Annotated in this window: 24 protein-coding genes; 6 read left to right on the top strand and 18 right to left on the bottom strand. The window is 54.3% G+C overall.

All coding sequences use genetic code 11. The features are described 5' to 3' along the window. Positions 1–94 precede the first annotated feature (94 nt). Both MHI42_RS22635 and MHI42_RS22630 read left to right on the top strand, forming a co-directional pair. Positions 95–694, top strand: a complete 600-nt coding sequence (locus tag MHI42_RS22635; protein ID WP_342420723.1) for a TetR family transcriptional regulator — start codon at positions 95–97, stop codon at positions 692–694. Between the two features lie 19 nt (positions 695–713). After that, the gene (locus MHI42_RS22630) at positions 714–1,457 is read left to right on the top strand and encodes an SDR family oxidoreductase (RefSeq protein WP_076247587.1); all 744 of its coding nucleotides are present in this window, start codon (positions 714–716) and stop codon (positions 1,455–1,457) included. Here the strand turns inward: MHI42_RS22630 and MHI42_RS22625 are convergent. From MHI42_RS22625 to MHI42_RS22615, 3 genes are read right to left on the bottom strand one after another with little or no spacing between them, the layout of a single operon-like run. After that, positions 1,450–2,517, bottom strand: a complete 1,068-nt coding sequence (locus MHI42_RS22625) for a HAMP domain-containing sensor histidine kinase (RefSeq protein ID WP_171720701.1) — start codon at positions 2,515–2,517, stop codon at positions 1,450–1,452. The two genes, MHI42_RS22630 and MHI42_RS22625, sit on opposite strands and share 8 nt — an antisense overlap. 2 nt (positions 2,518–2,519) lie before the next feature. Continuing rightward, complete coding sequence (locus tag MHI42_RS22620; RefSeq protein ID WP_042140278.1) at positions 2,520–3,191, bottom strand: response regulator transcription factor; 672 nt, start codon at positions 3,189–3,191, stop codon at positions 2,520–2,522. Then, entirely contained in the window at positions 3,121–4,986 is a 1,866-nt protein-coding gene (locus MHI42_RS22615) for an ABC transporter ATP-binding protein (RefSeq protein WP_342420722.1), read from the bottom strand. The genes MHI42_RS22620 and MHI42_RS22615 overlap by 71 nt, the downstream gene beginning before the upstream one ends. Before the next feature lie 236 nt (positions 4,987–5,222). Between MHI42_RS22615 and MHI42_RS22610 the strand changes: the two genes are divergently transcribed. Continuing rightward, a complete protein-coding gene (locus tag MHI42_RS22610; RefSeq protein WP_042140280.1) occupies positions 5,223–6,440 on the top strand; it encodes an MFS transporter in 1,218 nt (405 codons plus the stop codon). Between the two features lie 101 nt (positions 6,441–6,541). Here MHI42_RS22610 and MHI42_RS22605 read toward each other — a convergent pair whose 3' ends face one another. Then, complete coding sequence (locus MHI42_RS22605) at positions 6,542–8,254, bottom strand: glutamine--tRNA ligase/YqeY domain fusion protein (protein ID WP_171720703.1); 1,713 nt, start codon at positions 8,252–8,254, stop codon at positions 6,542–6,544. Positions 8,255–8,501: 247 nt separating this feature from the next. Between MHI42_RS22605 and MHI42_RS22600 the strand changes: the two genes are divergently transcribed. Both MHI42_RS22600 and MHI42_RS22595 read left to right on the top strand, forming a co-directional pair. Next, positions 8,502–8,747, top strand: coding sequence for a DUF2164 domain-containing protein (locus MHI42_RS22600; protein WP_042240376.1), 246 nt, complete (start codon positions 8,502–8,504; stop codon positions 8,745–8,747). Positions 8,748–8,787: 40 nt separating this feature from the next. Then, positions 8,788–9,336 (top strand): GNAT family protein, encoded by a 549-nt coding sequence (locus MHI42_RS22595; RefSeq protein ID WP_039309141.1) that lies wholly within the window; start codon positions 8,788–8,790, stop codon positions 9,334–9,336. A gap of 132 nt (positions 9,337–9,468) precedes the next feature. On the opposite strand, the gene MHI42_RS22590 is transcribed toward MHI42_RS22595, so the two are convergent. The 12 genes from MHI42_RS22590 to MHI42_RS22535 all read right to left on the bottom strand — a co-directional run bounded on the left by MHI42_RS22590 (position 9,469) and on the right by MHI42_RS22535 (position 24,201). After that, entirely contained in the window at positions 9,469–10,119 is a 651-nt protein-coding gene (locus tag MHI42_RS22590; protein ID WP_342420721.1) for an MOSC domain-containing protein, read from the bottom strand. A 5-nt stretch (positions 10,120–10,124) separates the two neighbouring features. Continuing rightward, complete coding sequence (locus MHI42_RS22585; protein WP_039309145.1) at positions 10,125–10,628, bottom strand: GNAT family N-acetyltransferase; 504 nt, start codon at positions 10,626–10,628, stop codon at positions 10,125–10,127. Between the two features lie 61 nt (positions 10,629–10,689). Then, the gene (locus MHI42_RS22580) at positions 10,690–11,907 is read right to left on the bottom strand and encodes an MFS transporter (RefSeq protein WP_342420720.1); all 1,218 of its coding nucleotides are present in this window, start codon (positions 11,905–11,907) and stop codon (positions 10,690–10,692) included. Between the two features lie 467 nt (positions 11,908–12,374). Further along, positions 12,375–13,202 carry a formate/nitrite transporter family protein gene (locus tag MHI42_RS22575; protein ID WP_039309150.1) on the bottom strand — a complete coding sequence of 276 codons (828 nt, stop codon included), beginning with the start codon at positions 13,200–13,202 and terminating at the stop codon, positions 12,375–12,377. A gap of 238 nt (positions 13,203–13,440) precedes the next feature. Next, positions 13,441–14,805: an FAD-dependent oxidoreductase gene (locus tag MHI42_RS22570; protein WP_342420719.1), complete on the bottom strand. Its 1,365-nt coding sequence runs from the start codon at positions 14,803–14,805 to the stop codon at positions 13,441–13,443. Positions 14,806–15,183: 378 nt separating this feature from the next. Continuing rightward, positions 15,184–16,818: a formate--tetrahydrofolate ligase gene (locus MHI42_RS22565; RefSeq protein ID WP_342420718.1), complete on the bottom strand. Its 1,635-nt coding sequence runs from the start codon at positions 16,816–16,818 to the stop codon at positions 15,184–15,186. A 252-nt stretch (positions 16,819–17,070) separates the two neighbouring features. Further along, on the bottom strand, positions 17,071–17,550 hold the full coding sequence (locus MHI42_RS22560; RefSeq protein ID WP_342420717.1) for a glutathione peroxidase: 480 nt from the start codon (positions 17,548–17,550) through the stop codon (positions 17,071–17,073). A 422-nt stretch (positions 17,551–17,972) separates the two neighbouring features. Continuing rightward, positions 17,973–19,004 (bottom strand): LLM class flavin-dependent oxidoreductase, encoded by a 1,032-nt coding sequence (locus MHI42_RS22555; protein WP_342420716.1) that lies wholly within the window; start codon positions 19,002–19,004, stop codon positions 17,973–17,975. A 38-nt stretch (positions 19,005–19,042) separates the two neighbouring features. Then, complete coding sequence (locus MHI42_RS22550; protein ID WP_342420715.1) at positions 19,043–19,642, bottom strand: isoprenylcysteine carboxylmethyltransferase family protein; 600 nt, start codon at positions 19,640–19,642, stop codon at positions 19,043–19,045. Positions 19,643–19,838: 196 nt separating this feature from the next. Next, positions 19,839–20,177: a DUF3243 domain-containing protein gene (locus MHI42_RS22545; protein ID WP_342420714.1), complete on the bottom strand. Its 339-nt coding sequence runs from the start codon at positions 20,175–20,177 to the stop codon at positions 19,839–19,841. 882 nt (positions 20,178–21,059) lie between these two features. Continuing rightward, entirely contained in the window at positions 21,060–22,007 is a 948-nt protein-coding gene (locus tag MHI42_RS22540) for a M15 family metallopeptidase (RefSeq protein ID WP_171720709.1), read from the bottom strand. A gap of 199 nt (positions 22,008–22,206) precedes the next feature. Next, a complete protein-coding gene (locus MHI42_RS22535; protein ID WP_342420713.1) occupies positions 22,207–24,201 on the bottom strand; it encodes a DEAD/DEAH box helicase in 1,995 nt (664 codons plus the stop codon). Between the two features lie 148 nt (positions 24,202–24,349). Here MHI42_RS22535 and MHI42_RS22530 point away from each other — a divergent pair, with 148 nt between their 5' ends. Continuing rightward, positions 24,350–24,535 (top strand): hypothetical protein, encoded by a 186-nt coding sequence (locus MHI42_RS22530; RefSeq protein WP_179093612.1) that lies wholly within the window; start codon positions 24,350–24,352, stop codon positions 24,533–24,535. Between the two features lie 91 nt (positions 24,536–24,626). Here MHI42_RS22530 and MHI42_RS22525 read toward each other — a convergent pair whose 3' ends face one another. Further along, on the bottom strand, positions 24,627–26,297 hold the full coding sequence (locus tag MHI42_RS22525) for an AarF/UbiB family protein (RefSeq protein ID WP_042140289.1): 1,671 nt from the start codon (positions 26,295–26,297) through the stop codon (positions 24,627–24,629). Next, positions 26,298–26,654: an ATP synthase subunit B gene (locus MHI42_RS22520; RefSeq protein WP_039305489.1), complete on the bottom strand. Its 357-nt coding sequence runs from the start codon at positions 26,652–26,654 to the stop codon at positions 26,298–26,300. Positions 26,655–26,676: the final 22 nt, after the last annotated feature.

Below are 26,676 nucleotides of genomic sequence, written 5' to 3'. Positions count from 1 at the left end.
GATAACAAATAGCGCATAACAAATGACAAAAATAATTATTTGTCATTTGTTATACGCTATGTTATGCTTCTTGCACAGGAAGGGGAAGTTACCCGTGAATAAATCAAGCTCTTTTTTGAGCAAAACAGAAATCCTTAATGCCGCTGAACAAACCCTGCGCAAATACGGGCCGGACAAGGCTTCAGTCACTGATGTAGCGAAGCTGCTGGGCGTAAGTCATGGAACCCTTTACCGGCATTTCCCCAGCAAAGCTGCGTTGCGGGAGGCGGTAACGGAACGGTGGCTGGAGGAGATGATTGTAGCTCCGCTAACTGAAATTGCCGCGATACCCACAACCAATGCCTTGGGGCAGCTTAGAGATTATATCGCTAAGCTCGTAGAGCTTAAGCAGCATCATGCTTCACAGGACAGCGAGATGTTCAAAATGTATGCAGCCGTTACTGAAGAATCGGCAGCACTTGTTGAAGTCCACATCCGGAAGCTTCTCGATCACATTGACCTTCTCATTGCCCAGGGCATGGAACAAGGTCTTATATCACGGAGTATCCCGGCGGCGGTACAGGCACGTTCAGTCCTCTATGGCACCGCACGCTTTCACCATCCGGCGCACGCCTATGAGTGGCGCAGCCCGGGCATCATGCAGGAATTCGCCCAGCTCTGGACACTGCTGGAAAGAGGATTATCCGAACATTAAATTCAAGGAGGAACTACTAATGACACAACCATTGCAAGGCAAGGTGGCTATTGTTACCGGATCATCGAGAGGAATCGGGCGGAGTGTCGCTGAGCGGCTGGCGGAGCAGGGCGCTTCCGTTATCATCAACTATTCGAGCAGTCCCGCCCAGGCAGATGACGTAGTGACGGCCATTCGGGCGGGCGGCGGAACAGCCGCTGCCCTGCAGGCAGACATCAGCAAGCCTGCCCAGATTGAACAGCTATTCAAGGAGACCAAGGCGCTCTATGGAAAGATCGATATCGTGGTCAATAATGCGGGGATTATGATGAACTCCCTGATCGGAGAAGCTACTGAGGAGCAATTCGACAAGCAGTTCGCCATCAACGTCAAGGGCACCTACTTCTCCTGCCAGCAGGCCTTCTATCACCTCGAACAGGGCGGGCGGATTATTAATTTCTCCACTTCCGTCAACGGCCAGATGTTCCCGGCCTACAGTATTTATGCCGGCACCAAAGGTGCGGTTGAGCAATTCACCCGCCAGCTTGCCAAGGAGTTCGGCAGCAAAGGCATCACCATCAATGCGGTGGCACCAGGACCAGTAGCCACAGAATTGTTCCTGGAGGGCAAATCAGAGGCCGTACTGGAAGGGCTGAAGAAGGGCAATGCCTTCGGACGTCTGGGCCAGCCGGAGGATATTGCCGGCGTGGTCAGCTTCCTGGCCGGAGAAGGCTCCGGGTGGATTACCGGCCAGACCCTCCGCGTCAATGGCGGATTCATCTGACTTGCAGAGGTATACGTACGACTGAAGCCGTCCCCTCACCGGGACGGCTTGTTATCTGTATGCTGCCTTCGTGAAGTTCAACGATTTTCTTCACCAGCGGCAGTCCCAGCCCGCTTCCGCCGCCCCCGCTGACGCTTCTGGATTTGTCCACTTTATAGAAGCGTTCGAAGATCCGCGGCAGCTCCTCTTCGGCAATGCCGATTCCGCTGTCCTTCACCTCCACTTCAATCTGCTCCTCTGAGATGCGCAAGGAGACGGTAATCCGTCCGCCCCGCGGGGTGAACTTGATGCTGTTATGCAGCAGGTTGGTCCACACCTGGCTGAGCAGGTCTTTTACCGCAACCACGGTGGTTTCTGCAAGATCTGCCTCTACCTCAATATCCTTGCCCAGCCACTGCGGCTCTGAAGCCAGGATCATCTCCTGCAGCTGCTTATCCAGCCTGTAGGGCTTCCGCTCGAACGGGAAGCTCTCTGCCTCCAGTGCCGACAGCTTCAGCAGATTGTCGCTCAGGCCGGACAGGCGGCGGCTCTCCGCTTCAATGATATCCAGGTAATGCTTCCTGCTCTCGGTACTGAGGCTGTCATCCTGCAGAGCTGCGGCGAACCCGCGGATGGAGGTCAGCGGCGACTGGATCTCATGCGATACGTTAGAGATGAAGTCCTGGCGCATCGTCTCCATCCGGCTCAGCTCAGTGGCCATTTCGTTAATCCCCTCTACAATACCGCCAAACTGCCGGTACTGGCCGCTGTTCTCCAGTTCGATTTTGAAATCACCTTTGGAAATCTGCCGCATCGCCGTCAGGATCGGCACATAGAATCTCTGGTCCTGCCCGCGGGTAGCGAAAGCGATGGCGCCAGCCACGCAGAAGAAGATAATCACCTGCATGCCCATAATAAACAGATGATAGCCGTATTCGGAGAAGGACCAGCCGAAATGCCGGACCAGCAGCCTTGAGCCGAAATAGCTTCCGTTCCAGGAGATAAAGAGCATCGTCAATATGCCGGCTATAGGCGCAATCACATTGATTTTCTTCCATACTTTTCTGATTCTGTCCAGCATGCTTATCCCTCCAGCCGGTAGCCAAGGCCCCGGATCGTGCGGATGGCGAACCCGAATTTATCCCGGGGAAACCGCTCGCGCAGACGGCCCACATGCACATCCAGCGTCCGCTCATTCCCTTCAAAATCATAACCCCAGATCTCTTCAATCAGCCGGTCGCGTGTCAGTGTCTGACCCGGATAACTGGCCAGCTTGAACAGCAATTCAAATTCCTTAAGCGGCAGCGTAATATCGCCATGCTCGGATACAACCTCATATGTTCTGCGGTTCATCCGCAGGCTCCCTACGGTAACGCTCTGGGCGGCAGAAATTTGGTACCGCTTCAGCAGCGCCTTCACTCTGGCGATCAGTACGGGCGGCTCGAACGGCTTGACCAGATAGTCGTCTGTACCGAGCTCGAAGCCTTTGACAATCTGTGAGGTTTCACCTTTAGCTGTCAGCATCAGGATCGGGAAGTCATACTGCTTGCGCAGCTCCCGGCACAGCTCCCAGCCGTCCATATTCGGCATCATGACATCAATAATCGCCAGATCGGCCGGGGTCTCTTCGAGCAGCCGCAGCGCCTCCAGCCCATCGGAGGCACTCAGCACTTCTTCCATGCCTTCAGCTCTCAGAAAGACTCCCACCAATTCGCGGATGTGCGGATCGTCGTCCACTACCAGTATTTTGGCCATTTCCTGTAGAACCCTCCTCTATCACACTGCCCTGAAGCTCCGGCGTATTCATCTGCAGCTGCTGCTCGGCAAATTCACGGTACAGCTCATGATCCCGCAGCAGCTCTTCATGTGTTCCCTTGCCGGTTATCCGGCCCTTCTCCATAAATATAATCTGGTCCGCATTGACGACTGTAGCCAGTCTGTGGGCAATGACAATCGTGGTCCTGCCCTGCATCAGATTGCCCAGTGCCTTCTGTACAACGGCTTCCGACTGACTGTCCAGACTGGACGTTGCCTCATCGAGCATGAGAATCTTCGGATCGCGCAGCAGCGCTCTGGCAATGGCGATCCGCTGCCGCTGTCCGCCGGACAGCTTCACTCCGCGTTCGCCGACGTCCGTATTGTACCCATCCGGAAGCTCTGCAATGAAGCCGTCAGCGTATGCCATGGCCGCAGCACGCTGCAGCTCCTCCTTACTGATCTCGCGGTCCAGTCCATATCCCAGATTCTCGGCAATCGTTCCGGCCAGCAGCGGACTTTCCTGTGAGACATACCCGATCCGCTTACGCCAGGATTTCAGGGAGAACATCGATACCGGCTTGCCGCCCATCCGGATAACACCGCTCTGCGGCTCATAGAATCGTTCCAGCAGCGAGAACAGCGTCGTTTTACCGCCGCCGCTTGGACCGACAATCGCTGTCACCTGGCCCGGCAGCATCGTGAAGCTTATCTTGTTCAGCACTTTCTCGCCCGTTTTGTATCCGAAGCTGAGGTCTTCCACATCGATTGGGCCTTCCACGCTGCCAGCCTCTTCTACACCTTCATACACTTCTTCCTCTGCCGCAAGCGTCTCGATAATCCGCTCCGAGGCACCTTTGGCCTTCTGAAGCTGCGTGAAGAATTGAGTCAGCTGGGTCAGCGGCATAATAATCTGGATCAGATACAGAATGAAGGCCACCAGCTCACCGGCGGTCAGAACCCCCGAGGACACCTGCATTCCGCCATAGCCGATAATTACCACAAGCAGCATCATGAAGACGAAGGAGACCAGCGGGCTGATCATCGCGCTGATTTTGCCCTCACGGATGCCGAAGGACAGCAGGTTCATAATTCCGCTTCGTCCGGCTTCATATTCCTTCTGCTCGGCTCCTGAGGATTTAACCAGCCGGATTTCAGACAATACACCGCTAAGTGTGGCGGTGAAGGAGGCTGTCTCATCTTGTGTGCCTTTTGATATTTTGTACATCTGCCGGCCCAGCGGTACCAGAATCAGCGCGGACAGCGGGAGGACGGTGAACAGTACCAGCGTCATTTTCCAGTTCAGGAAGAGCAGGACAGAGATTGAACCGACAATGGAGATCACGCCGGTAAAGAGGCTGGCCAGATGCTCCGAGATCAGTGTCTTGAGAATTCCCGTATCATTGGTCATCCGGCTGACACTTTCACCTGTCCGGTTCTCATTGTAATAGGACACAGGCAGCACAAGGAATTTGCGCCACAGCCGGTCCCTAAGTCCGGCGACAATCTTCTGCCCGACCGCATTCAGCAGATATATCGAGACGCCGCCGGCAAGGGTCTGTGCGATGAAAGCTCCGGCAATTCCGGCAATCTGCAGCTTGCTGATCGAAGCCAGCGAGAAGCCGTCGACCAGGTTCTTCGTGAACATTGGAATAACAAGACCCACGAGGGTCGAAATCATACTGAGGCCCAGAGCCAGTGCCAGCAGCATGTAGGAGGGTTTGGTTTCGTGCAGCAGCTTCAGGAACGGTTTCATCGCGGCTCCCTGCTTCTGCGGTGCTTGAGTGTTCTTCATGGTTAATCCCCTTTTCCGGCGGATAGATGTCAGGAACAGCTGATGTCCCGCTTCCGCCTTCCAACCTAGAATAACTGTGCTTTGTAAACTGAAATTAAACTGTTAAATTTCCATTGATTTGTAATTCCCTATATAAGTTGGTTTGTATCCCTTTTCAACAAATGTTACAGTGATAGAAGCGGCAACTTCTGCCGTTCTAAGGATTCAAGGCATCTGGCGGGAAAGGAGTGCAAAGTTTGCGGGAGAACCTCGATAAGCAGCTGTCTTTCACCTCTCTTAAATGGTTCAACTTCTTCGTATATGGAACGGTCGTCCTGTTCACCAGCTTCTTTCCGCTATATCTTCAGATCATGGGAATGAATAAGCTGGAGATCGGGAGCCTGATGTCGGTAGGTGCGCTCGTCTCTATTATTGCCAATCCCTTCTGGGGTATCTGGAGTGACCGTTATCAGAATATCCGGCGGATTGTCCTGGTCATGCTGACCGGCACGCTGGTCTTGTCCCAGCTAGTCTTTCAGGCGAATACATACGAGATGATATATATATCTATTCTGTTCTTCTACTTCTTCCAGGGGCCGCTGTTCGCCCAGAGCAATACCATGATCCTCAGCTATATCGACGGTACCAGCCAGCGGTTTAGCTCATACCGGCTCTGGGGATCGTTAGGCTGGGCGTTTACTGCCATACTGGCCGGACCCGTGATTGAATGGGCCGGTGTTTCCGTGCTGTCTTATCTCTTTGCAGCACTGCTGTGCGCGGCGATGATTGCACTGATCGCTATGCCGAAGCTTGATCATTCGATCGGAATCGCCCCCTTGCCATTCAGGGGACTGCGTCAGATCTTCTATAACCCGTTCTTCCTCTGCTTCATCCTCTTCGGCATTCTGGTCTCTATCCCGAATACGATGAATAATACCTTTGTGTCACTGTACATCACAGAGCTGGGGGGAAGCAAGACCATGATTGGGCTGGCGGTGTTCCTCTCTTCCATTCTGGAGATGGGAGTGCTGCTCTTGTGCAACTACATTCTTAAACGTAAAATCTCTGTACTGCTGGCCTCTCTCACGTTCGTCAGCGCCCTGTTCTTCCTGCGCTGGTGGATGATGGCCGATGCGACCACTCCACTACAGGTTGCCCTCATTCAGGTGCTGCACTGCATTACCTTCGGCGGATTCTTCTATGTCGGCACCCAGCTTACTATGCTGCTTGTTCCAAGGGCTTACCGGTCCTCGGGACAAGCACTCTACACGCTTACGTGGAGCGGAATATCCGGCATCCTCGGCGGCGTGCTCGGCGGCTGGATGTATCAGAATCTCGGAGTGCAGACGATGTATCAGTCCGGTGCGCTCCTCGCCCTGTTCGGCACCATCGGCTTCGGCCTGATGTGGCTCTTCTTCATCCGCGGCGGCTACCGGCCTCCGGCTGATCCCGAAGACGGGGCGGCTGAGGAGTAGCGGCGGGACCGAGGTGGGCTGGACCGTTCGATTCACAGCACACAGCAAACAGGCTTGGCTTCCCGGACGGGAGGCCAAGCCTGTATTCATTCATGGAGAGTCTAGCCTTGCTTGGGCTGGAAAGAGCTCTTCAGGGAAACCACCAGATTGAATACCAGATGCTCCGGTGATGAATATTTGCTGTCTACATTAAAGTAACCATGGCGGAAGAATTGGAACTTGTCCTGCGGCACGCTGTCCTTCAGGCCCGGTTCGACGAAGCCCTGGATGATCTCGATCGATTTCGGGTTAAGCTGATCCAGGAACGTAGGCTCCGGCTTGCTCTCAGCAGCTTCCAGTCCTTCGATTTCGGCTTCGGTCTCAGCCTCTTCGGCGGAGATCAGCGGCTCATAGAGGCGGAATTCCGCCGGTACCGCCTGGCTCGCATCGACCCAGTGCAGCGTTCCCTTGACCTTGCGTCCGGTGAATCCGCTGCCGCTCTTCGTTTCAGGATCATAGGTGCAGTGCAGCTCAATAACTTCTCCGTTCTCATCCTTGATGAACTCGTTGCACTTGATGAAGTAAGCATTCTTGAGCCGCACCTCGTTGCCGGGGAACAGGCGGAAATACTTATTCGGCGGAACCTCCATGAAGTCATCGCGTTCAATATAGATTTCACGGGAGAACGGAATCTGGCGGTTACCCATTTCCGGGTTCTCCACATTGTTCTCAATCTCGAAATACTCGGTTTCGCCCTCAGGATAATTCGTAATAACTACCTTCAGCGGCCGCAGCACAGCCATGGTCCGGGGTACCGTCAGCTTGAGGTCTTCACGGATGAAATGCTCCAGCATCTGCAGGTCTACGAGGCCCTGGCTCTTGGAAATGCCGGTCTCATGCACGAAGCTGCGGATCGCTTCCGGGGTATACCCGCGGCGGCGCAGTCCAGATATCGTCGGCATGCGGGGATCATCCCAGCCGTCGACATGGCCTTCATCCACCAGCAGCTTCAGCTTGCGCTTACTGGTAACGGTCTGGGCCAGATTAAGGCGCCCGAATTCATATTGATGCGGCGCAGCCGGCATCTCGCATTCTGCTACAACCCAGTCATAGAACGGGCGCTGATCCTCGAACTCCAGCGAACAGAGGGAGTGGGTAACATGCTCGATCGCATCTTCGAGCGGATGCGCGAAGGTATACATCGGGTAGATGCACCATTCATCGCCTGTATTGTGGTGATGAGAGTGAGAAATTCGGTAAATGACCGGATCGCGCAAATTGATATTCGGAGAGGACATATCGATTTTGGCGCGCAGCACCTTCTCGCCGTCCTTGAATTCGCCTGCCCGCATGCGGTGGAACAAGTCCAGGTTCTCATCGATACCACGTTCACGGTAAGGACTGTTCTGTCCCGGCTCCGTCAGCGTTCCCCGGAATTCACGGATCTGCTCTGCCGTGAGATCATCGACATAAGCTTTGCCCTTCTTGATCAGCAGTTCGGCCCGCTCATACATCTCCCCGAAATAATCCGAGGCGAAACGCAGCTCTTCCCATTCGTATCCGAGCCACTTCACATCTTCCTGAATGGAGTTCACATACTCCGTGTCTTCCTTGACCGGATTGGTGTCATCGAATCTCAGATGGGTCTTGCCGCCGAATTCATCAGCCAGTGTAAAGTTAATCCAGATCGCCTTGGCATGTCCGATATGTAAATAACCGTTCGGCTCCGGCGGAAAGCGGGTGACCACTTCCTTAACCTTGCCCGAGCGGAGATCTTCGGTAATGACGTTCTTAATGAAATTGGAGGGTGTACCCTGGTTCTCCACAATGATCAACCTTTCGTTCTGTATTATTACTACTTCCTTGTATAAACATGTTTCCTATTAATATACCCGTTAGGCAGGGAATGTTCAATAAAAGTTAAACAGAAACGGCATTCCTGTCCCTGATGTACAACGTATCTGTCCCGGTGAAGCTAAGGCGCCAATAAGATCCCGCAGCGATAAAACTGCATCTTTGACTTCTCTCCCGGCGATAGAGTAGCATGGATCATATAGGATTACCGAGAAGAGGAGGGTACCCATGAAACCGATCAAACTGCCCAAAGAGCAGCGGGAATTGATCACCGAGAACATCCGCGCATACTTCGAAGCCGAACGCGGGGAAACGATTGGCCATCTGGCAGCAGATAATCTGCTGGAGTTCTTCCTGAACGAGCTTGGGCCGGCTGTCTACAACGGGGCACTGAGTGACTGCCGGACACTGGCCTCACAGCGCATGCAGGCGCTGGAGGAAGATATCTACGCTCTGGAGTGGAAAAAGCGTTAGGGCAGAAGCTTATACCTTACGCCGCAGAGGGGGAAGCCGCATGTTTAATTATGTCATTGATGAAGAGCTGAAGCTGAAGCTGCTTATGCCTGAGCATGCCCGCCATATGTACGCCCTGGTCGAGCGCTCGCGCCATCGGCTCAGGCAGTGGCTGCCTTGGGTGGACGGCGTAGCCGAGCAGGCCCACCTGACGACTTTCATCAAGAATGCCGTGAAGCAGGGCAGTGACAATGGCGGCTTCACGGCCGGACTGTGGGTCCGGGAGGAATTGGCCGGGATCATCGGGTATCACGAGATTGACTGGCATAACCGGTCTGTCGGTATCGGCTACTGGCTGGGTGAAGGCTATGAAGGCAACGGCTACATGACCAGCGCCTGCCGGGTATTCGTGGATTATGCCCTGCTGGAGCTGGAGCTCAACCGTGTAGAAATCCGCTGCGCCACGGGTAACACGGCAAGCAGGGCCATTCCCGAGCGGCTCGGATTCATCTTCGAAGGCGTGATCCGCGAGGCGGAGAAGCTGCCCGCAGGTTATGTGAACCACGCAGTCTACGGTCTGCTGCGCAGCGAATGGAAGCTGCTGGGCTGACAGCAAGGCAGCATCAGGCATCAGGCAGCATGTTATTATGCACATTTATACACAGCATAAGCCAGAACCCCCGGAGGCATAACATAAGCCCCGGGGGTTCTGGCGTACCGTCTTCCATGTTATTGCTCCGGTCTAATTCTCCGCTGCCGCAAGCCAGCCCCGGAATTTGTCCCGGATGCCGGCCGTGAGGCTGTCCAGCCCGGCTAGCTCGGCTAGTCCGGTCTTATCCTTGCGCCCGTGCTCCATTGAGTACAGCACCTGCTTCACAGGGAAACTTCCCGCTCCGCTCTCCCGCTTAATAATCCGGTCACCGGATGCAATCCTGCCTTCACGCAGCACGCGGAAATAGAACCCGCTGTAACCGGTAGACAGCACCCGCGCAGGCATATCCGCCGGTCCATGCTTCTGCGAGAGCTTGAAGCAGGGGAAGCGCGGCTGGCTTACCTGGAGCAGTGCCGTACCAATCTCAAAGACATCCCCGATGCACACCTCGGTCTCCAGAAGTCCGCTCACTGTGATATTCTCACCGAATGCGGAGTAGTCCAGCTTCCGTCCAAGCAGCTCTTCCCAGTAGGCATAATGCTCAACCGGATAGACGCAGACGGCCTTGTCGGGGCCCCCGTGGTTTACCAGATCCGCTTGCCCGTCCCCGTCGAAGCCTTCAGCATGAAGCTCCAGCGGGCCGGTGACCGGCAGCTTGTAGATCCCCGTTTCCAGCGGTTTGCCGCGGTAATCCACGGTCTTCGGCTTGCCTACATTAAGTGAGACGACTTCCATCTTCATTCCTCCTAGTCCAGCATGCAGCTCATGAATACCTCATCTACATATCGTCCGCCCAGATAGAACTCCTCCCGCAGCCGTCCCTCCTCCTCGAATCCGCATTTGCGGTAGAACGAGAGGGCCGGTGTATTGCAGGAGAGCACACGCAGGCGCAGCTTACGGATTCCATTCTCTGCGGCATGGCGCTTGATCTCTGCGATCAGCCGGCTGCCTACACCCAGGCGCTGGAAGCGCGGATGTACGGCAATATTAACCTCGCATACATGGCGGTTGCTCTCCATTCCGCTGGGACAGCCGAAGCCGACATACCCGCATAGCTCCCCGTCCTGCAAGGCTACAAGCTGGGAGCCGGGCGGTGCATGCAGCAGATAATCCTCCCGGGAGCGCCACATCAGCGGACCGGGTGTTGTCTCCTCTGTCCAGATCATATTATCGAGAATGATCAGCTCACGGGCATCCCTGATTTCAGAGGGACGGATGGTGAAAGCCGAATCCCTGTTTAGTTGTTGCATAGCTTCTACACCCCTTGCCTTGCTAAGCAGATAATAAAAGGATTAGTTACAGCGCAGCCGTTTATGCAGCATTACCCCGGAGCTTCACGCTCCCGCGGTTAACGTAGGCATGGACCGCGAAGAATCCCACGGACAGAACTGCCATCCCGCAGGCCAGCCAGCCTGTCGGCGCAAGGCCGCCTCTGTCGAATTGAATCCCCATCAGATACGGGCCGATAACCCGGCCGACCGCGCCGATACCGCCGCTAAGCCCGAGATAGAAGGGCGCACTGCGCTGGGCATGCTCCGAGATGAAGGATGGCATGGCCGGAGAGATCAGCATCTCACCCTGTGTAGCCAGCACCATCGCCAGCAGCATGCCCGGGTAGCTCGGCATGAACAGTATAACCGCATACCCGCCCAGATAGAATACGGCGCTTGCGGTCATCTGCGCAGTAGAAGTCCCTGCGAACCAGCGTTTGATCAGACTGACCAGCGGCTGCGCGGCAAAGATAAGTACGCCGTTCAGCGTCCAGAGGAAGCCGTATAACTGCTTCGACCAGCCCTCTGAAATAATAAACGGCGATACTCCGGTATTCCAGATCGAATTGCCGATCAGCAGAAACATCGAACCAATAGCCATGTACAGATAAATCCGCGTATGCCTCAGCAGCTTCCAGCCTGACGCTTCGCCCTGCGGGTGTTTCTTCTGTATTGTCTCATGGGATGGCGACGGTGCTGTCCCCACCCTGCGCAGATAAACAAAGAAGAATCCGGCAAACACCGCCGAAGTCACACCGTTCAGCACAAAGCTCAGCATATAATTGCCCAGGAATCCGCTCAGTGCGGTACCCAGTGCTACCCCGATATTGTTCGAGACATAGACGATATTGAACAGCTCTCCGCGCTGCTCCGCGAACCGGAAGCCGATAAAGGCCTGAATAGCCGGGAGAGACAGGGAGTTGAACAAACCCATCAGGCCCATAACTATAATGAATATACTCCAGCTGCCGCTTGCCCACGGAAGAGCAAACAGGGTCAGCGCGTTCATGGCCAGTGCTCCGACTATCAGGCGGTTTACCCCTACCTTGTGATACAAAGATCCGCCCAGCAATTGCCCGGCAATCCCCCCGAGGGATTGGACCAGCAGAACAATTCCCGCATCTTTCATACTGCGTCCCAGCTCATCAAATACATACATCGTAACCAGCGGCCACATTAGCGCACTGCCGGTTGCATTAATGAGACTGGCAATCAAGAACACTTTGACTTCCTTCGGATAGGCCTGCAAAAATCTCATAACTTGTCTTTCATCCCCTGTAACATAGGTGTCATTAATCCATCCAGTATCATCTGAAAATAGGATGAAGGGCAAGTTCTCGCGTTAATGCTTTATCGCATAGCACCATTGAATTTTCTGCTGCGAAATTCCAAACCACTTCCCGCCTGCCGTGCTATTTATATTCTATAACCGCAGCTTCTGCACGTAAAGAAAATAGGTGGATATGACCTGATTCGTTCCCCGCAGGCCGGGGTAATAGTGCATATGAAACACTCCCTATTTATTCGCCGTGAATCCGATTTCGTTCCCCCGAGTCGGATATGCACGGCGAATTTTGTTTTGCCCTGAAGTTATTCCAGGCAGAGCCGGGCTAACAAAAAACACTCCCTGTCTCTCTGCGATTCCCAAAAAACAGGGTGCCGAGAAGCCAGGAAGTGCTGGGGCCAAACTATTAAACATGCCGGTCATTACCAGCGGATTTTGAATTAAGCGTGTTTCTTCACACCTGCAGCGGAGATTCCTTCAACAGCCGTTACAGCTGCCGGCTCCTTACGCAGGTAAGCCATCCAGTAAGCCGCTGCGACGAAGATCGCGCCGCCCGTAAGATTGCCCAGCCATACCGGGGCAAAGTTGGCGAAGTACTGCGCCCACGTGAAATGTCCTTCGAAGATGGCAGCAGGGATAAGGAACATGTTAGCTACAACGTGCTGGAAGCCGATGGCTACAAACGCCATTGTCGGGAACCAGATACCGAGGATTTTGCCGCTGAAATTATCTGCTCCATAGGAGAGCCACACTGCCAGCGCCACGAGCCAGTTACAGCCGATCCCGGAGATAAAGGCCTGCAGGAAGGTCGCATCAATCTTGTGCTCAGCCATACTCACCAGCTTCTCCAGATACACCCCGTCCGATGTAAGGCCAACGACATGACCGAAGAAGTAAGCAACGAACAAGGCACCTGCCAGGTTGCTGAGCGTAATCAGCACCAGGTTCTTAATCACTTCCCAGAACGAAATCTTCTTCGCAATAAAAGCAAGCGGCACCGCCATCATGTTGCCTGTCAGCAGCTCGCCTCCGGCAAGCAGCACCAGTATCAGCCCTACCGGGAATACCGCAGCTCCGATGAAGTTAGCGATGGACCCCCACTCGGCAGGCGCACCGGCAATGACACGAATATCCAGCAAAAATCCGAGCGCGATAAACGCTCCTCCCAGGAAACCAAGAATAAGTACAGTGCTCAGCGGATTGTGCGCTTTCTTGACTCCGTTCTCTACCGTTACTTCGGCGATCCCCTGCGGTTTGTTATAAGCCATGATTCCTATCCCCTTCTAATTACTTAAAATTTGTTCCTTTATGCCATTGTAACGTGATCACAATCACATTAACGTGATAAAAATCACTCTCAGAAAACCTAAGTGAAAGTTTTCACTGACATGTCAAATTTACCATAAAAGGTTAGGCGGCGGAATATTTTTCTCATTCGGACCCGGAATTAATAGTTAAAACCACAAAAAAAGGAGCCCTTAACGGGCCCCGGCGAAATCTGGGGGTTTAGACATGCACTGGTTCTTTAACGGCAACTGTCTTGGGCAGTGCCTGAAGTCCTGCAGTGTTCAGGAAGTTCCAAGGCTTGTTGTAATGCGGCTGGAAGAAGAAATCAATGAAGGCCAGCTGGTCCACGGTCATTTTATTCTGAATACATACCGATACGGTATTGATCGACTGCGTCAGATCCATCTTGGACATAATCTGTGCCCCAAGAATGCGGCGGGTCGCACGTTCGAATACGACTTTTACCTGAACCTGCTCGAATGTCGGCATAAACTCCGGACGGTAGTTGTCAATCAGCATTACACTTTCAGCATCCATACCTTCGGCTTTGGCGGCATCCTCGGTAAGTCCGGTTCCGGCAATATTGTCTTCATAAATCTTGATGCCTGATGTTCCCTGCGTGCCCATGTAAGGGATCGTATTCGAGACCAGATTGCGGGCTACCAGTGTCCCCATGCGTACAGCGTTCGTGGCGAGCGGGATATAGGCATGTTTACCGGTCGGGTTGTAATGAATCGCACAGCTGTCACCAGCGGCATATACATCCGGCAGGCTGGTCTGCATGTAATCGTTGACCATAATCGCACCGTTCGGAAGCATATCGACTTGACCCTTGAGCAGCTCTGTATTCGGACGGAATCCGATGCAGAGAATGACCAGATCGGTTTCATGCTCTCCCTTGCTCGTAATGACCTTAGTCACTTTGCCGTTCTCTCCGGCGAATGCTGCAACCTTCTCACCAAGCGCAAGCTTGATGCCATGCTCTTCAAGTGATTGTTGAATCGGAGCCGTGAATTCTTCATCGAGATATTTACTCAGAATGCGGTCTTCCCCGTCGATCAGGGTAACTTCCTTGCCGTTCATCTGAAAAGCTTCAACCAGCTCAACGCCGATATATCCGGCTCCCACTACTGTAATTCTTTTCACCTTCTGCGCTTGTTCAATAATGGTGTTGGAGTGATTATAATTCTTCGAGAGCAGAATCCCCTCCAGCTCTATACCTTCCAGCTTAGGCACAATCGGCCATGAGCCTGTTGTCATAATCAGCTTGTCGTACGTATCTTCAAATTCTTCGCCTGTAGCGAGGTTGCGGGCCTTCAATGTTCGGCGGGCGGTATCCACATTCGTCACTTCATGGCGCATCTTCGTTTGCACACCCAGTGCTGCAAGCTGTTCCGGGGAAGAATAGAACAATCCCTGCGGGTCCTTGACGACTCCCCCTACGTAAAGCGCAATGCCGCAAGACAAGAACGATATGTTATCGTTGCGCTCGTAAACCGTAATCTGGGCATCCGGGTACAGCTGTGCGGTATTAACAATTGCGGCGGTTCCGGCGTGTGTACATCCAATGACTGCTACTTTCATGATTTCTTCCTCCTCCAATTTACAAGCCTTTTTCTCTGTGGTTGTGATTAATTTCACTTTATATACTGATTATATTGTGATATTTATCACATTACAAGCACTTTTGTGATTTTTCTCACATTGTTCACAATTTCAATTTTTAATTATCTGCACGGGTTTCTTTTCTTCTTGCATTAGTTTCCCCCGCCAGTAGGACATTATGTCTGTCAGCAGCAGGAAGCAGCAGGAAGCAGCAGGAAGCAGCGTTAGGGTGTGGAACTGCATAAATTCTAATCTTTGCAGCAAAAAAAGCCCCACTTCACCGCAAACCTTCTGCGGAACAAGTGAGGCTCTATCTAATGGATGGATGCTGCCGCCTGTATGCGGCCAAAAAAAGTTTTATTCCAAACCGGAAATCACACCATCTTCATCGACCAGCAGCCCTTCTGCGGCCGGTTTGGCGGGAAGGCCCGGCATCGTGACAATGTTCCCTGTGATGACTACTGCAAAACCTGCGCCAAGAGACAATGTAATGTCCCGGACACCCATGGTGAAGCCTTCCGGTGCTCCAAGCAGCCTCGGCTGATCCGAGAAGGAATATGGCGTTTTGGCCATACAGACCTGAAGCTGGTGCAGGCCCAGCCTGTCAATAACAGCCAGACTGCGTTTGGCTGCCGGAGAGAAGGCCACTTCTGCGCCATGGTAGATTTCGGTGACGATTTTATTGATTTTGGACGGGATGTCCAGGTTGTCTTCATACAGCGGCGCAAACTTTACGGCCTCTTCCCGGTCCAGCAGCTTCTTCAGCTCCTGCGCCAGTTCCTGCCCGCCTGCGCTTCCTTCAGCCCACACCTTGGATACCGCAGCGGGCACCCCCAGCCGGCGGCAGGCCTCCAGCACATCGTTAATCTCCGCCGGGGCATCCCCTTCAAAGTGATTGAGGGCAACGAGTACAGGCACACCGAATTTACCGAGATTCTCAATATGGCGCTCCATATTGGACAATCCGGAGAGCAGCGCCGCCCGGTTGCCGGCATACAGCTCTTCTTTGCGGACGCCTCCGTTATATTTCAGTGATTTCACTGTAACCACCAGTACTGCGGCAGAAGGGGTCAGGCCGGCCTGGCGGCATTTGATATCCATGAACTTCTCGGCACCAAGATCTGCGCCAAAGCCCGCTTCAGTCACTACCACGTCTCCCAGCTTCAGAGCGTAGCGGGTTCCGATTACACTGCTGCAGCCGTGGGCAATATTAGCGAAGGGTCCGCCATGCACAATCACGGGCGTGCCTTCAAGCGTCTGCACCAGATTAGGCTTGACCGATTCCTTGAGCAGTGCAGTCATCGCCTCAACGGCTCCGATGTCCTTCGCGGTTATTGGCTGTCCCAGTTGGTCATATCCAACCAGCATCCGGCTCAGCCGTTTCTTCAGATCCGCGAGGTCATTGCAGAGGCACAGCACAGCCATAATCTCAGACGCCGTCGTGATCTGGAAGCCGCTCTCCCGTACCGTCCCGTTGCCGTCGCCAAGTCCAGTCACAATATTCCGCAGGCTGCGGTCATTCATATCCATCACACGTTTCCATACTATCCGCTGCGGGTCCAGGTTCAAGGCGTTGCCCTGAAAAATATGATTATCGATCATCGCGGAGAGCAGGTTGTGCGCGGAGGTCACCGCGTGGATATCCCCGGTGAAATGCAGATTAATCTCGTCTGCCGGAACAATCTGCGCCTTGCCTCCGCCGGTTGCGCCGCCCTTCATGCCCAGGCAGGGTCCAAGCGAAGGTTCACGCAATGCCGCCACCGTCTTGATCCCCGCCGCATTCAGCGCCTGGGATAATCCGATAGTCGTCAAGGTTTTGCCTTCACCCGCCGGTGTAGGGTTAACTGCCGTAACCAGGACGAGCTTGCCGTCCGGTTTGTGCTTCAGTTCCGCCCACAGGGACGGCGATAGTTTGCTTTTATATTTACCGTACAACTCCAGATGCTCTTCATTGATCCCTGCTGCCGATGCTACCTCTGTTATTAACCTCATGCCTTTATGAAACCCTCCTGCCGTTATTATCCTGCATCCCATATTTCTTTATGCAATCTCCGTAGATGAGTGAAACATTCCTCTTCAAAGGATACAGTGTCTCTGAAAAGATTCAAGGATAATTTTCATACGGGGGGATACTTCCGTCTCTAGAAGCCAAGCAGAAACGGCTTGCTCATATAAAAAACTCCCGTACAGGGTGCGCGTGCACCCCAATCCGGGAGCGGACTATTTTGTGACAGCTATCCTTACTTACTTCAGCAGCGATTCAATAAGGTCCTTCATGCTCTCCGGTGATTCCTTCGGCTCCACACGCGCCACCACATTGCCGCTGCGGTCCACCAGAAACTTCGTGAAGTTCCACTGGATATCGCTGCTCTCCCCGTCACCCGGCTGCTGGCCCTTCAAATATTGGAACAGCAGGCTTGCCTCCGGCCCATTCACATCTACCTTGGCAAACACCGGGAAAGTAACGCCGTAATTGATCTGGCAGAAGGCTTCCGCTTCCTCACTTGTACCCGGCTCCTGGCCGGCAAACTGGTTGCAGGGGAACCCCAGCACAACAAGCCCTTGATCTCCGTATTGTTCATACAGCTTCTGCAATTCTCCGTATTGCGGGGTAAGCCCGCACTTGCTGGCCGTATTGGCGATCAGCAGCACCTTGCCCTCATAGTCCTTAAACGGCACTTCTGTACCCGAAGGTGTGACTCCGGCAAAACTATAGATCGACATCCTGCTTCGCTTCCTTTCGGCTGTATATTCGTATTTACCCTGGCGGCTTATAGAGTCCATGCCCTTATGGAGCTTATGCCTCACTACGGGCATTCCTCTTTATTTTATCCTATTGGCAGCGTGATACAAAATTTCAGGCTCTGATTGCGGTGCGGGTGGCAGCTGCAGGAATAATCGTTAAGTGAGCAACCCACTTTGGGGCCACATTGTACTCGGTTTTCAAGTACATTGGGCTCGTTTACCTTCGCAGTGACACATTGTACTCGGTTTTTCGCATACATTGGGCTCGTTTACCTTTACAGTGACACATTGTACTCGGTTTTTCGCATACATTGGGCTTGTTTACCTGCGCAGACAGCCCACTTTGGGCGGTTTCAGGTACATTTAGGCGCTTCATCTTCTTTCCAACGGGCCCAGGAAAGCTACTCCCTTCGCGTCAGCCCGCAGGCTTCAGCAATGAGCCGAAGTGATGTCAGCTTATCCTCAAAGCTGTGAATATGCGATGAAATCATCAGCTCCCCGCATTGATATTCATCTGCCAGCGCCTGCAATTGCTCCCTCACTTCTCCGGGCGAGCCTACGACCATCCGCCTACGGTTATCCTTAATGGAGAACCTGTCATAAGGTGTATATGTATAATTCATAGCAGTTTCTACAGAAGGAGTGGCGGTGGAGAGATGCTCTTTCTCCAGCAGCACCAGCGACAGATCCATGCTGGCGGCCAGGCGGTCCGCTTCCTCAGAGGTCCCGGCACAGACGGCAAAAACTGCCACCAGCGATTGTGGCGTTGCAGCAGCACGGGATGGGGCGAAGCTATCCGCATACTCCCGCACCGCTTCCGCTCCCCCGTTCCCGTTGATAAACTGGGCGAAGGCATATCCGGTCCCCAGCCGGGCGGAGAGCCCCGCACTGGAACTGCTTGAACCCAGCAGCCAGATTTCCGGCGCTGTACTCACGGCAGGTGTAGCCTGAAGTCCGGCATAGGGGTGCGGAGGTTCGGCAGCCCCAGTCTCATCAGACTCATGCAGATAAGCAATGAGTTCCTTAAGCTGCTGCTCATAACGGTCTATATCCTCAGGATTCACGCGGTTATCCTGCAGCGCCCTGGCGGACAGCGCACCGCCGCCTGCTGCTCTGCCCACACCCAGATCGATCCGCCCGGGATACAAGGCCTCCAGGACGCGGAAGTTCTCGGCGACCTTGTAAGCACTGTAATGCGGGAGCAGCACAGCTCCTGAGCCGATGCGGATCTCCGAAGTTACAGCAGCCAGATGAGCCATCAGCACCTCCGGACTGGAGCCGGCCAGTCCGGGCGCCGCGTGATGCTCTGCAACCCAGAAGCGGTGATACCCGAGTCGCTCAGCTTCGCGGGCCAGCAATACTGTCTGGGCCAGTGCCTCCGCAGGCGTGCTCCCTTCAGACACCGGCGATTGATCCAGAATGCTTAATTTCATATAGGATCAGCTCCAAGGGTTGGATTTTGTCTTCGGCTTTAAATATATCTTGGAGTTTTGCGGCAGTAATAATCATATTCCTGCCCGAATACAAGTCTTAGATGTTTCTCTTCCTGCAGTATCAACAGGTGAATAGCTAGAACGTTAAGCACCAGAATAATCAGGGTCAAGGAATTGGGATACATCAAATACAAACCCGCGAACATAAGATCAAAGCCGACAAAAGCAACGTTCCGGCTATATCTATACACCCCCCTGGTGATAAGCTTAGTCGTTGCAGACTTATCTATCCCGACTCTCCATGAGGTACGCATTGATGTCATAGCAAGAATGAACACTGCACACCCTACACTAACTATACCCACACCGGCGAAGTTAACAACCGGAAGATTATAATGGCGGCCGGTAAAATCGACAATATAAGATTCAGCTAATGACATAGAGAACCATGTAGCCCCCCAAATGAATGTAGTTATTTTAACTAATCGTTCTGTTACTTTTATTCCGGAGCTTTTCTTGCCTTTGGCCAGCACATTGGCCTTAATGCTGTTCTTTCTGTACAGAATCACAAGCTTTAACACATAAGAAAACAGGAAAATACAGAATACAATCAGGGATAAAATATTAAGAGTATCCATTATAAATTCACTCCTTTTAACATATGAATAGTTGCTCATATATTAAATTAATTGTATCCCCTAACCATTTACTTGTCAAAAGTCTTCTACGCAGACGAAAAAGGCGGTCCCGTTACCGTCACGGAACCACCAAAGCTGAAGCAGGACAGCTGTTAAGCCGCTGGTGTTCATTATTTAAGAATATGCTTGCTGCTTCTTAATTCTGCACCATCTTTACCAGCATATGCGCCAGCCGGTGGCGCTCTTCCTTGTTTCCGGCCTTCCACAGTTCCAGCAGCAGCTTCTCCTCACTGTTGCGGGGCTCTTCGTACGCCGCCAGATAATCGGCGATTTTCTCGGCAGCCACAGCCAGCTGCTCATCGCTGAGCCCGATTTTCTGCGCCAGTTGGATGCGCTTTCCCAAGTAGCTTTTGAAATCCTCGAAATTGTTCAGGATCAATTCCTTCTGCCCCGGCTCAATCCGGTCCAGCGCATCGTTCACCCGGTGCATCGTCACACTTCCGTCCTTGCTCACCACATGATTATGTTCAGACATTCAGAACACCTCCCATTTATTAGTGTGCGGTTTCCCACTAATTAACCAGAGGCCCCGTAGGTGAACCAAACGAAGCCCGCCGAAGGATATAGGAGGAGTGATCATCATCCCGTGGACACACCGCTTTCCTGCGCAGCAGACAGAAACCTGTCAGCACTGTCATGGCCCGGGCTGCTAGTGACGCGGACTGAGAATCGCTTATTCGGGCAGAACAGCCGTATTTGCAGATCAAGCGGACTCACAATCCCTTATATGTCCGCAGATCCTCATTTCAGGCAAAAATACATAAGATAACGGAATCTCAGTCCGCTTCGGCGCCAATATGATGATTAACGGAGAAATAAGCGCTTCTCAGTCCGCTTGCGTCAGGTTCAGCAACCCAACTATATAAACCGCAATGCAGCAACAACCCTACAAGCTACCGTTCAGCTGCTGTGTGGGACTGAATGAATACATCAATTCCATAAACTTGATTCGTTGCCGGCAGAATGGAGACTCTTAGGAAGCACTGTAGGCGTAAATGTTGTACGTTCTGCAACTTTGATGTCTTGATAGCAGGGTGTTCGGGCGGATTGTTGTATAAAATACAAGAATAATCCTGCTAAGCCGCTTGAACACAATGAAATCCTGCCTTTTATACAACATTTCTGGATTTGCGCCGATAGAATGAGGGAAATGTTGTATTTTGGGCAGGATTTTATGAATCGAGAAATTCCAACGACAACTACGGTAACCACGGCAAATACTCAAATACGTAAATGTAGCAACTGCGGCAACAGCAGACGCCCGGAGGTCCAACTATTCACAGGGTGAAGGATAGACTTAGAATAAATCACAAAAAGACCCCGTGAACCACGGGGCCGGCTGTACATCGATTTCACATTAATTCGACACCGGAACGGCATCATAATATTCTTCGAGGGTAATCCCTCTCTCCGATACGGACGCGGCGATCTCCTTGCCTACATACCGGACATGCCAAGGCTCATAAATATATCCGGTGATCGCCTGCTTACCTTCGAGGAACCGGATAATATATCCGTACTCAGCGGCATGATCTGCAAGCCATTCTGCTTCCTTCGTACCGGCAAAGCAGCTTTCGGCCGCACATTTGCCGTCACTGCCGGACAGGTCAATCGCCAGACCCGTCTGATGCTCGCTGTGTCCGGGCAACGCACTGTAGGTGCGGGCTTTCTCTTCTCCGTCCCGGGCTACATAGTTATTGAACAGCCTTCTCTGGGTCGCTTCCGAACGGTAGCCGGATACGCCGGCCAGATAAATACCGTCCTTCTTCGCCCCGGCAAACATCTCCTCCAGCGCCGTGGCAGCTTCACGCCGCAGCATCCGCTTCTCGATCTTCTCCGAGAAAATAAAAGGCACATCAGGATAGACCAGATCGGCCGGCTTATATTTATCAGGCAGTCTGTACTGCTTATTAACCATAACCGCGATGCTCTCTGGTTCGGCGGCAACCATCTCTGCATCACCATTACTGCCGGAATCCGTAGCTGCCGGCTTATCCGTAGGGGCAGGCTTGTCCGTTGGTTCCGGAGTCCCGGCCGCATTATTCTCCCCGCTCGTTGAATCCGCAGGCGTCGGTGTAGGCTCAGTCCCCGTATTGTTGCCGGAGCCCTGCTCCTGGCCGTCCGGCTCTGCGCTTGGCAGTGCCGAAGTCTCCGGCGCCGTACCCGGCCCGGCCCCGAGATCGGTACCTGTATTTATATTTGTTCCGTCTTCCCGGGAAGCGGACGGGCTAGTATACTTCCCGATTCCCCAGCCGACAGCAATGACAACGATGAACAAGATGACAATCTTGGTGGTTCTGGACATATGCGGTTTCGTTCCTCCTAGAAGTTCTGTATTCTTTCTAAAGCTTAGTTACATTATTAGACAGGCTGAAGGGCCGAAATGTTTCAGTCCGGGCTGATAAATGTGCAGCAGCCCCTAAAACAAATATTACCATAGAACAATTAGCCGATACGCTAACTGCCCTATGGTAACAAGTTTCACTTATGAATGTAAAGCGCCTTTATCTGGATGAGCCGCGTCCGCCGCGTGAACCGCCGCCGGAGCCGCCACTGCGTCCGCCGCGCGATGAGGTTCCGCCGCTGCTGCGTCCGCCCGAGCTAAATCCGCCTTTGCCGCCCTTGGAGCCGCCGCCGCTATAACCTCCGCGTGAGCCGCCGCCTTTGGTAGCGGGCGCGCCTGAGCCGCCGCCTTCATTGCTGCGGGCTACATGCGCCCGGAATTTCGGGCTCGACTTCGCGCCGCCCGGGTTGTACCCGGCACCTGAGCCGCCACCCTTCGAAACACCATAGCTGAATTCGCCGGCATCCGCGCCTCTGGATACATTGGTGCTGTAGCCGCTGCTCGGGCCGCCGCTTCTGGCGCCGCCGCCCTTATTGCCGCCGCGTCCGCCTGCGGCATTCGCTCCAGCCGCATAACCCGGAGCCGGGCTGCTGTCGCCGCCGCCGCTGGCGAAGGCGCCGTAGCCGCCGCCCGGTCTTGGCTTCGCCGCGCTCTTGCCGGCGGAGTCGCCGCCCCGCGGAGCCGCAGCCGCGCTGTACGCGCTGCGCTTGCCGCCACCGCCGCCCGCCGCGTTCTTACGGCTGCGGCTCCCGCCTTCCGCAGGCGCGCCCCAGCCGCCTGCTTCCTTGCCGCCTGCCGCTTCCTTACGGCTGCGGCTTCCGCCTTCCGCAGGCGCACCCCAGCCGCCTGCTTCCTTGCCGCCGCGTCCGCGTCCGCCCGGACGCCCTGCGCCTGCGGCTTCCGCGCGCGGAGCACCGCCGCTGCGGCCCTGCCCGCGGCCGCCGCGACCAGCGCGCGCCGCTTCAGGCGCTGCGCTCTGCCGCCCGCCGCGCGGCGAGCCGCCGCCTTGCACAGAGGTGAATTCGCCAACGCCGAATTCATCCTTCTCGTACCGGCGGCGGTCCAGCCGCTGGGAAATGCCGTGCTCGATCAGTTCGAGCCCGGCGCGTTCGCGCGGCGAAGAGAACGTGATCGCAAGGCCTTTGCCTCCGGCGCGGCCCGTGCGGCCGATCCGGTGAATATAGCTGTCCGCATCCAGCGGAAGATCGTAGTTGAAGATGTGGGTAATGCCCTCCACATCAAGCCCGCGGGCTGCCACATCCGTAGCAACCAGCAGCTGCAGCTTGGCATCGCGGAACCGCTTCATGACCGCTTCGCGTTTGCCCTGCGACAAGTCGCCGTGCAATTCGTCGCAGTCATACCCGGCCGCCTGCAGTGCTTCGTTCAGCTTGATGGCCCGGCGTTTGGTCCGGCAGAAGATGATCGCCAGGTACGGGCGGTCCCGCTCGATCAGGGAGATCAGCGCTTCTTCCTTATTGCGGTCAGAGCATTCCACTACCTGCTGGCGGATATTGTCCAGCGGTATTGGAGAGCCGCTCTTGATAATGATATCAAGCGGTTCTTTCATATAATTCGCAGCCAGTCGTTTGATCGGGTCCGGCATTGTTGCAGAGAACAACATTGTCTGGCGGCGGTAAGGCACAGCCGTAATGATCGTCTCTACATCCTCCAGGAAGCCCATGTGCAGCATCTGGTCCGCTTCATCCAGCACCAGCATCTTCACGCCGCCTAAGTCCAGCGTCTCCCGGCGCAGGTGATCCAGCAGCCGTCCCGGCGTTCCGATAATGAGATGTCTGCCGCCTTCCAGCTTGCGGAGCTGTTTCTCCACATCCTGTCCGCCATAGACTGCCAGAATCTTCACTCCCGTATGGCGCGCCAGCTTGCGCGCTTCTTCGGTAATCTGCAGCGCAAGTTCACGCGTCGGCGCAAGAATAAGCGCCTGCGGATAAGCCGCCTCTACCCGGATCTTGTCCATAATCGGCAGCAGGAAGGCCAGTGTCTTCCCTGTTCCCGTCTTGGCACGGGCGATAACATCGAGACCCTCTACCAGCGGCGGAATCGCCTCTTCCTGCACCGGCGTCGGCTTCACGATTCCCTGCCCCTTGAGCAGATCGTTTAGTACTTCTGAAACTCCTAATTCTTTAAAACCCGGCAATTGCTCCACCTCACTATTTTCCCTAAGTTTTCACTTCATAACTTATATTCATCCATTTATCGGAGTAATGTACGCATTCACAAGGCTTGGCCTGCGGCATAAGCCCGTTATCAGGCGGCAACGGCTGCACCGTCCTGCATAGTGTGCTGTGCCAGGACAGCCAGTCCAGATATCGCTCTCAGGTATCCGTATCAAACAAAAGCGGAAGAACCCCGTTGCCGGAGCCCTTCCGTTCCACTGGCCCGCAAGGCTGCAGTCGAAGTTCGGTTTCTGGGGCAGCAGCGATCCACCGGACATTCAGACGGCACTCCATTTGCGTTCCATTACACTTTAATTTTGGGCAAGTTATCTTTATATATTGTACTTGATTTCGCGCCGCTTGTGTGCATCTGCGGAAGAATAATTATTTCCCGGGACTTATCCCGCTAGAATCTTCCTGATTTGAATATCGAGAACAGCAGCCATATAATCATCAGCATAGCGATGACGGAGCCGATCTCCACGATGGGGAAATCCCAGAGCAGCGAAGGCTCACCGCGCAGAGAGGAAGCAACAATCAGACCGGCCATAATAATGCTGAAGGCCAGCAGTACGATACTGAAGGAGAGCCGGTTGCCGACCCGGCTGAACTTGTGCTCCAGATTCTGGAGCTCAGGTACCCCAATCTCCACCTTGAGCTTCCCCTTGCTGAGCAGCGCGGAGAGCTGCCGGGCCTGGGCAGGAAGCTCCACCAGACTCTCGGCAAGATCGGCTACTCCGCCGAGCAGCTTGCGCTGCAGCCGGCTTCCGCTGAACCGCTGCTTCACCAGCTGCCTGCCGAACGGCTCGGCCATCTGCACTATGCTGAAGGCCGGGTCGAGGCTGGCGACCATGCCCTCCAGCGTCAGCATCGTCTTGCCCAGCATCGCGAGATCCGGCGGAATAACCAGCCGGTGCTTGCGGGCAATGCCGAACAGATCATTCAGCGCCTTGCCGATGCTGACCTGCTTAAACGGGATATCATAATACTGCTCCCGCAGCCGGTCCATATCATCATGCAGCGCCATCCGGTCGGCATCCTCCGGAATCACACCCAGCCGCAGAATGGCCCGTACCATCGAATCGGTGTTCTTGCGCATCAGTGCGATCACGAGTGCGGACAGCCCGTCCTTCATTTCCTCGCTCAGCCGACCGACCATCCCGAAATCAATCAGAGCCAGCTTGCCGTCCTCCAGCACCATGACATTGCCCGGATGCGGATCGGCATGAAAGAAGCCATGGATGAAAATCTGGTTCAGCATCATCTCTACAAGCTGCTGGGCAATAGTCTTGAGCTTGACGCCCTTGTTCAGCAGCTCATCCCTGCGGTTCAGCGTAATTCCGTCCACGTATTCCATCGTCAGCACCCGTGTCGAGCTGAAATCCCAATAGATGGCCGGTATATATACATTATCCTGGGCAGTCAGATGCCCGGCTATACGTTCGGCATTGCGCCCTTCCTGGGCATAATCAAGCTCGGCCATCAGGGCGCGGGAGAACTCCTCGACCATCCGGGTTAATCCGTATTGCTTGGCCCAGTCCATCTTCCGCTCAGCCAGGACGCTTAGATCCAGCAGAATTTCAAGATCCCGGCTCATGGTCCGCATGACGCCGGGACGCTGAATCTTGACCGCTACACTCTGGCCGCCGTGCAGCACCGCCCGGTGCACCTGACCGATGGAAGCCGCAGCAAGCGGATTGTTCTCGAAGTACTCAAAGACCGCATCCATATGCTGATCGAGTTCCTGCTCGATAATATTGCGGGCCGTCTCGGCCGAGAACGGCGGCACATTGTCCTGCAGCTTAATAAGCTCCTGTATAATTGAATCCGGCAGCAGATCGGAACGTGTACTGGCGAGCTGGCCCAATTTGACAAACGTTGGCCCCAGATCCTCCAGCACCCGGCGGATCCGCTCCCCGAGTGTTACGCTTTCGTGAACCTCCTGCGTAATAATCCGGCGCGGAAGGGACAGGAGATGATAGAGGCCCAGTTCCTCCACCATATAGCCGAAGCCATGACGCATCAGCGCCATGGCTATTGCCCGGTAACGGCCGGCATGTCTTATGCGGACTGCCATTTATTCCGTATGCGTTTCCGGCACGACATCCTCCTGGGTGCGGGGAGCCGTATTGCCCTCCAGCTCGGCCACGCGGCGTTCAAGCACAGCAATGCGCGATTCCAGTCCGGCAATGTCTCCTTGAACAGGCACCTTGAGCTCCTTCAGCACCTTCTGAACCTGCTCATGTACAGCTGCTTTGAAGGTACCGCGTTCTTCTTCACCGCGCTCCACCAGCCGGTCAACCAGTGCCTTGGATTCCGATGGCGCAAGCTCGCCCCGCTTGACGAGTTCATCTACGACCTTTTCAACCTTTTCCTTGCTGACAATGGTGAGGCCCACTCCTAAAGAGATTGCTTTCTTGAACAAATCACTCATGGTACTTCCCTCCCAAAGATTC

The sequence above is a fragment of the Paenibacillus sp. FSL E2-0178 genome (assembly GCF_038593005.1).
GTDB lineage: Bacteria > Bacillota > Bacilli > Paenibacillales > Paenibacillaceae > Paenibacillus_AQ > Paenibacillus_AQ phytohabitans.
This window is presented reverse-complemented; position numbering and strand designations above follow the sequence as displayed.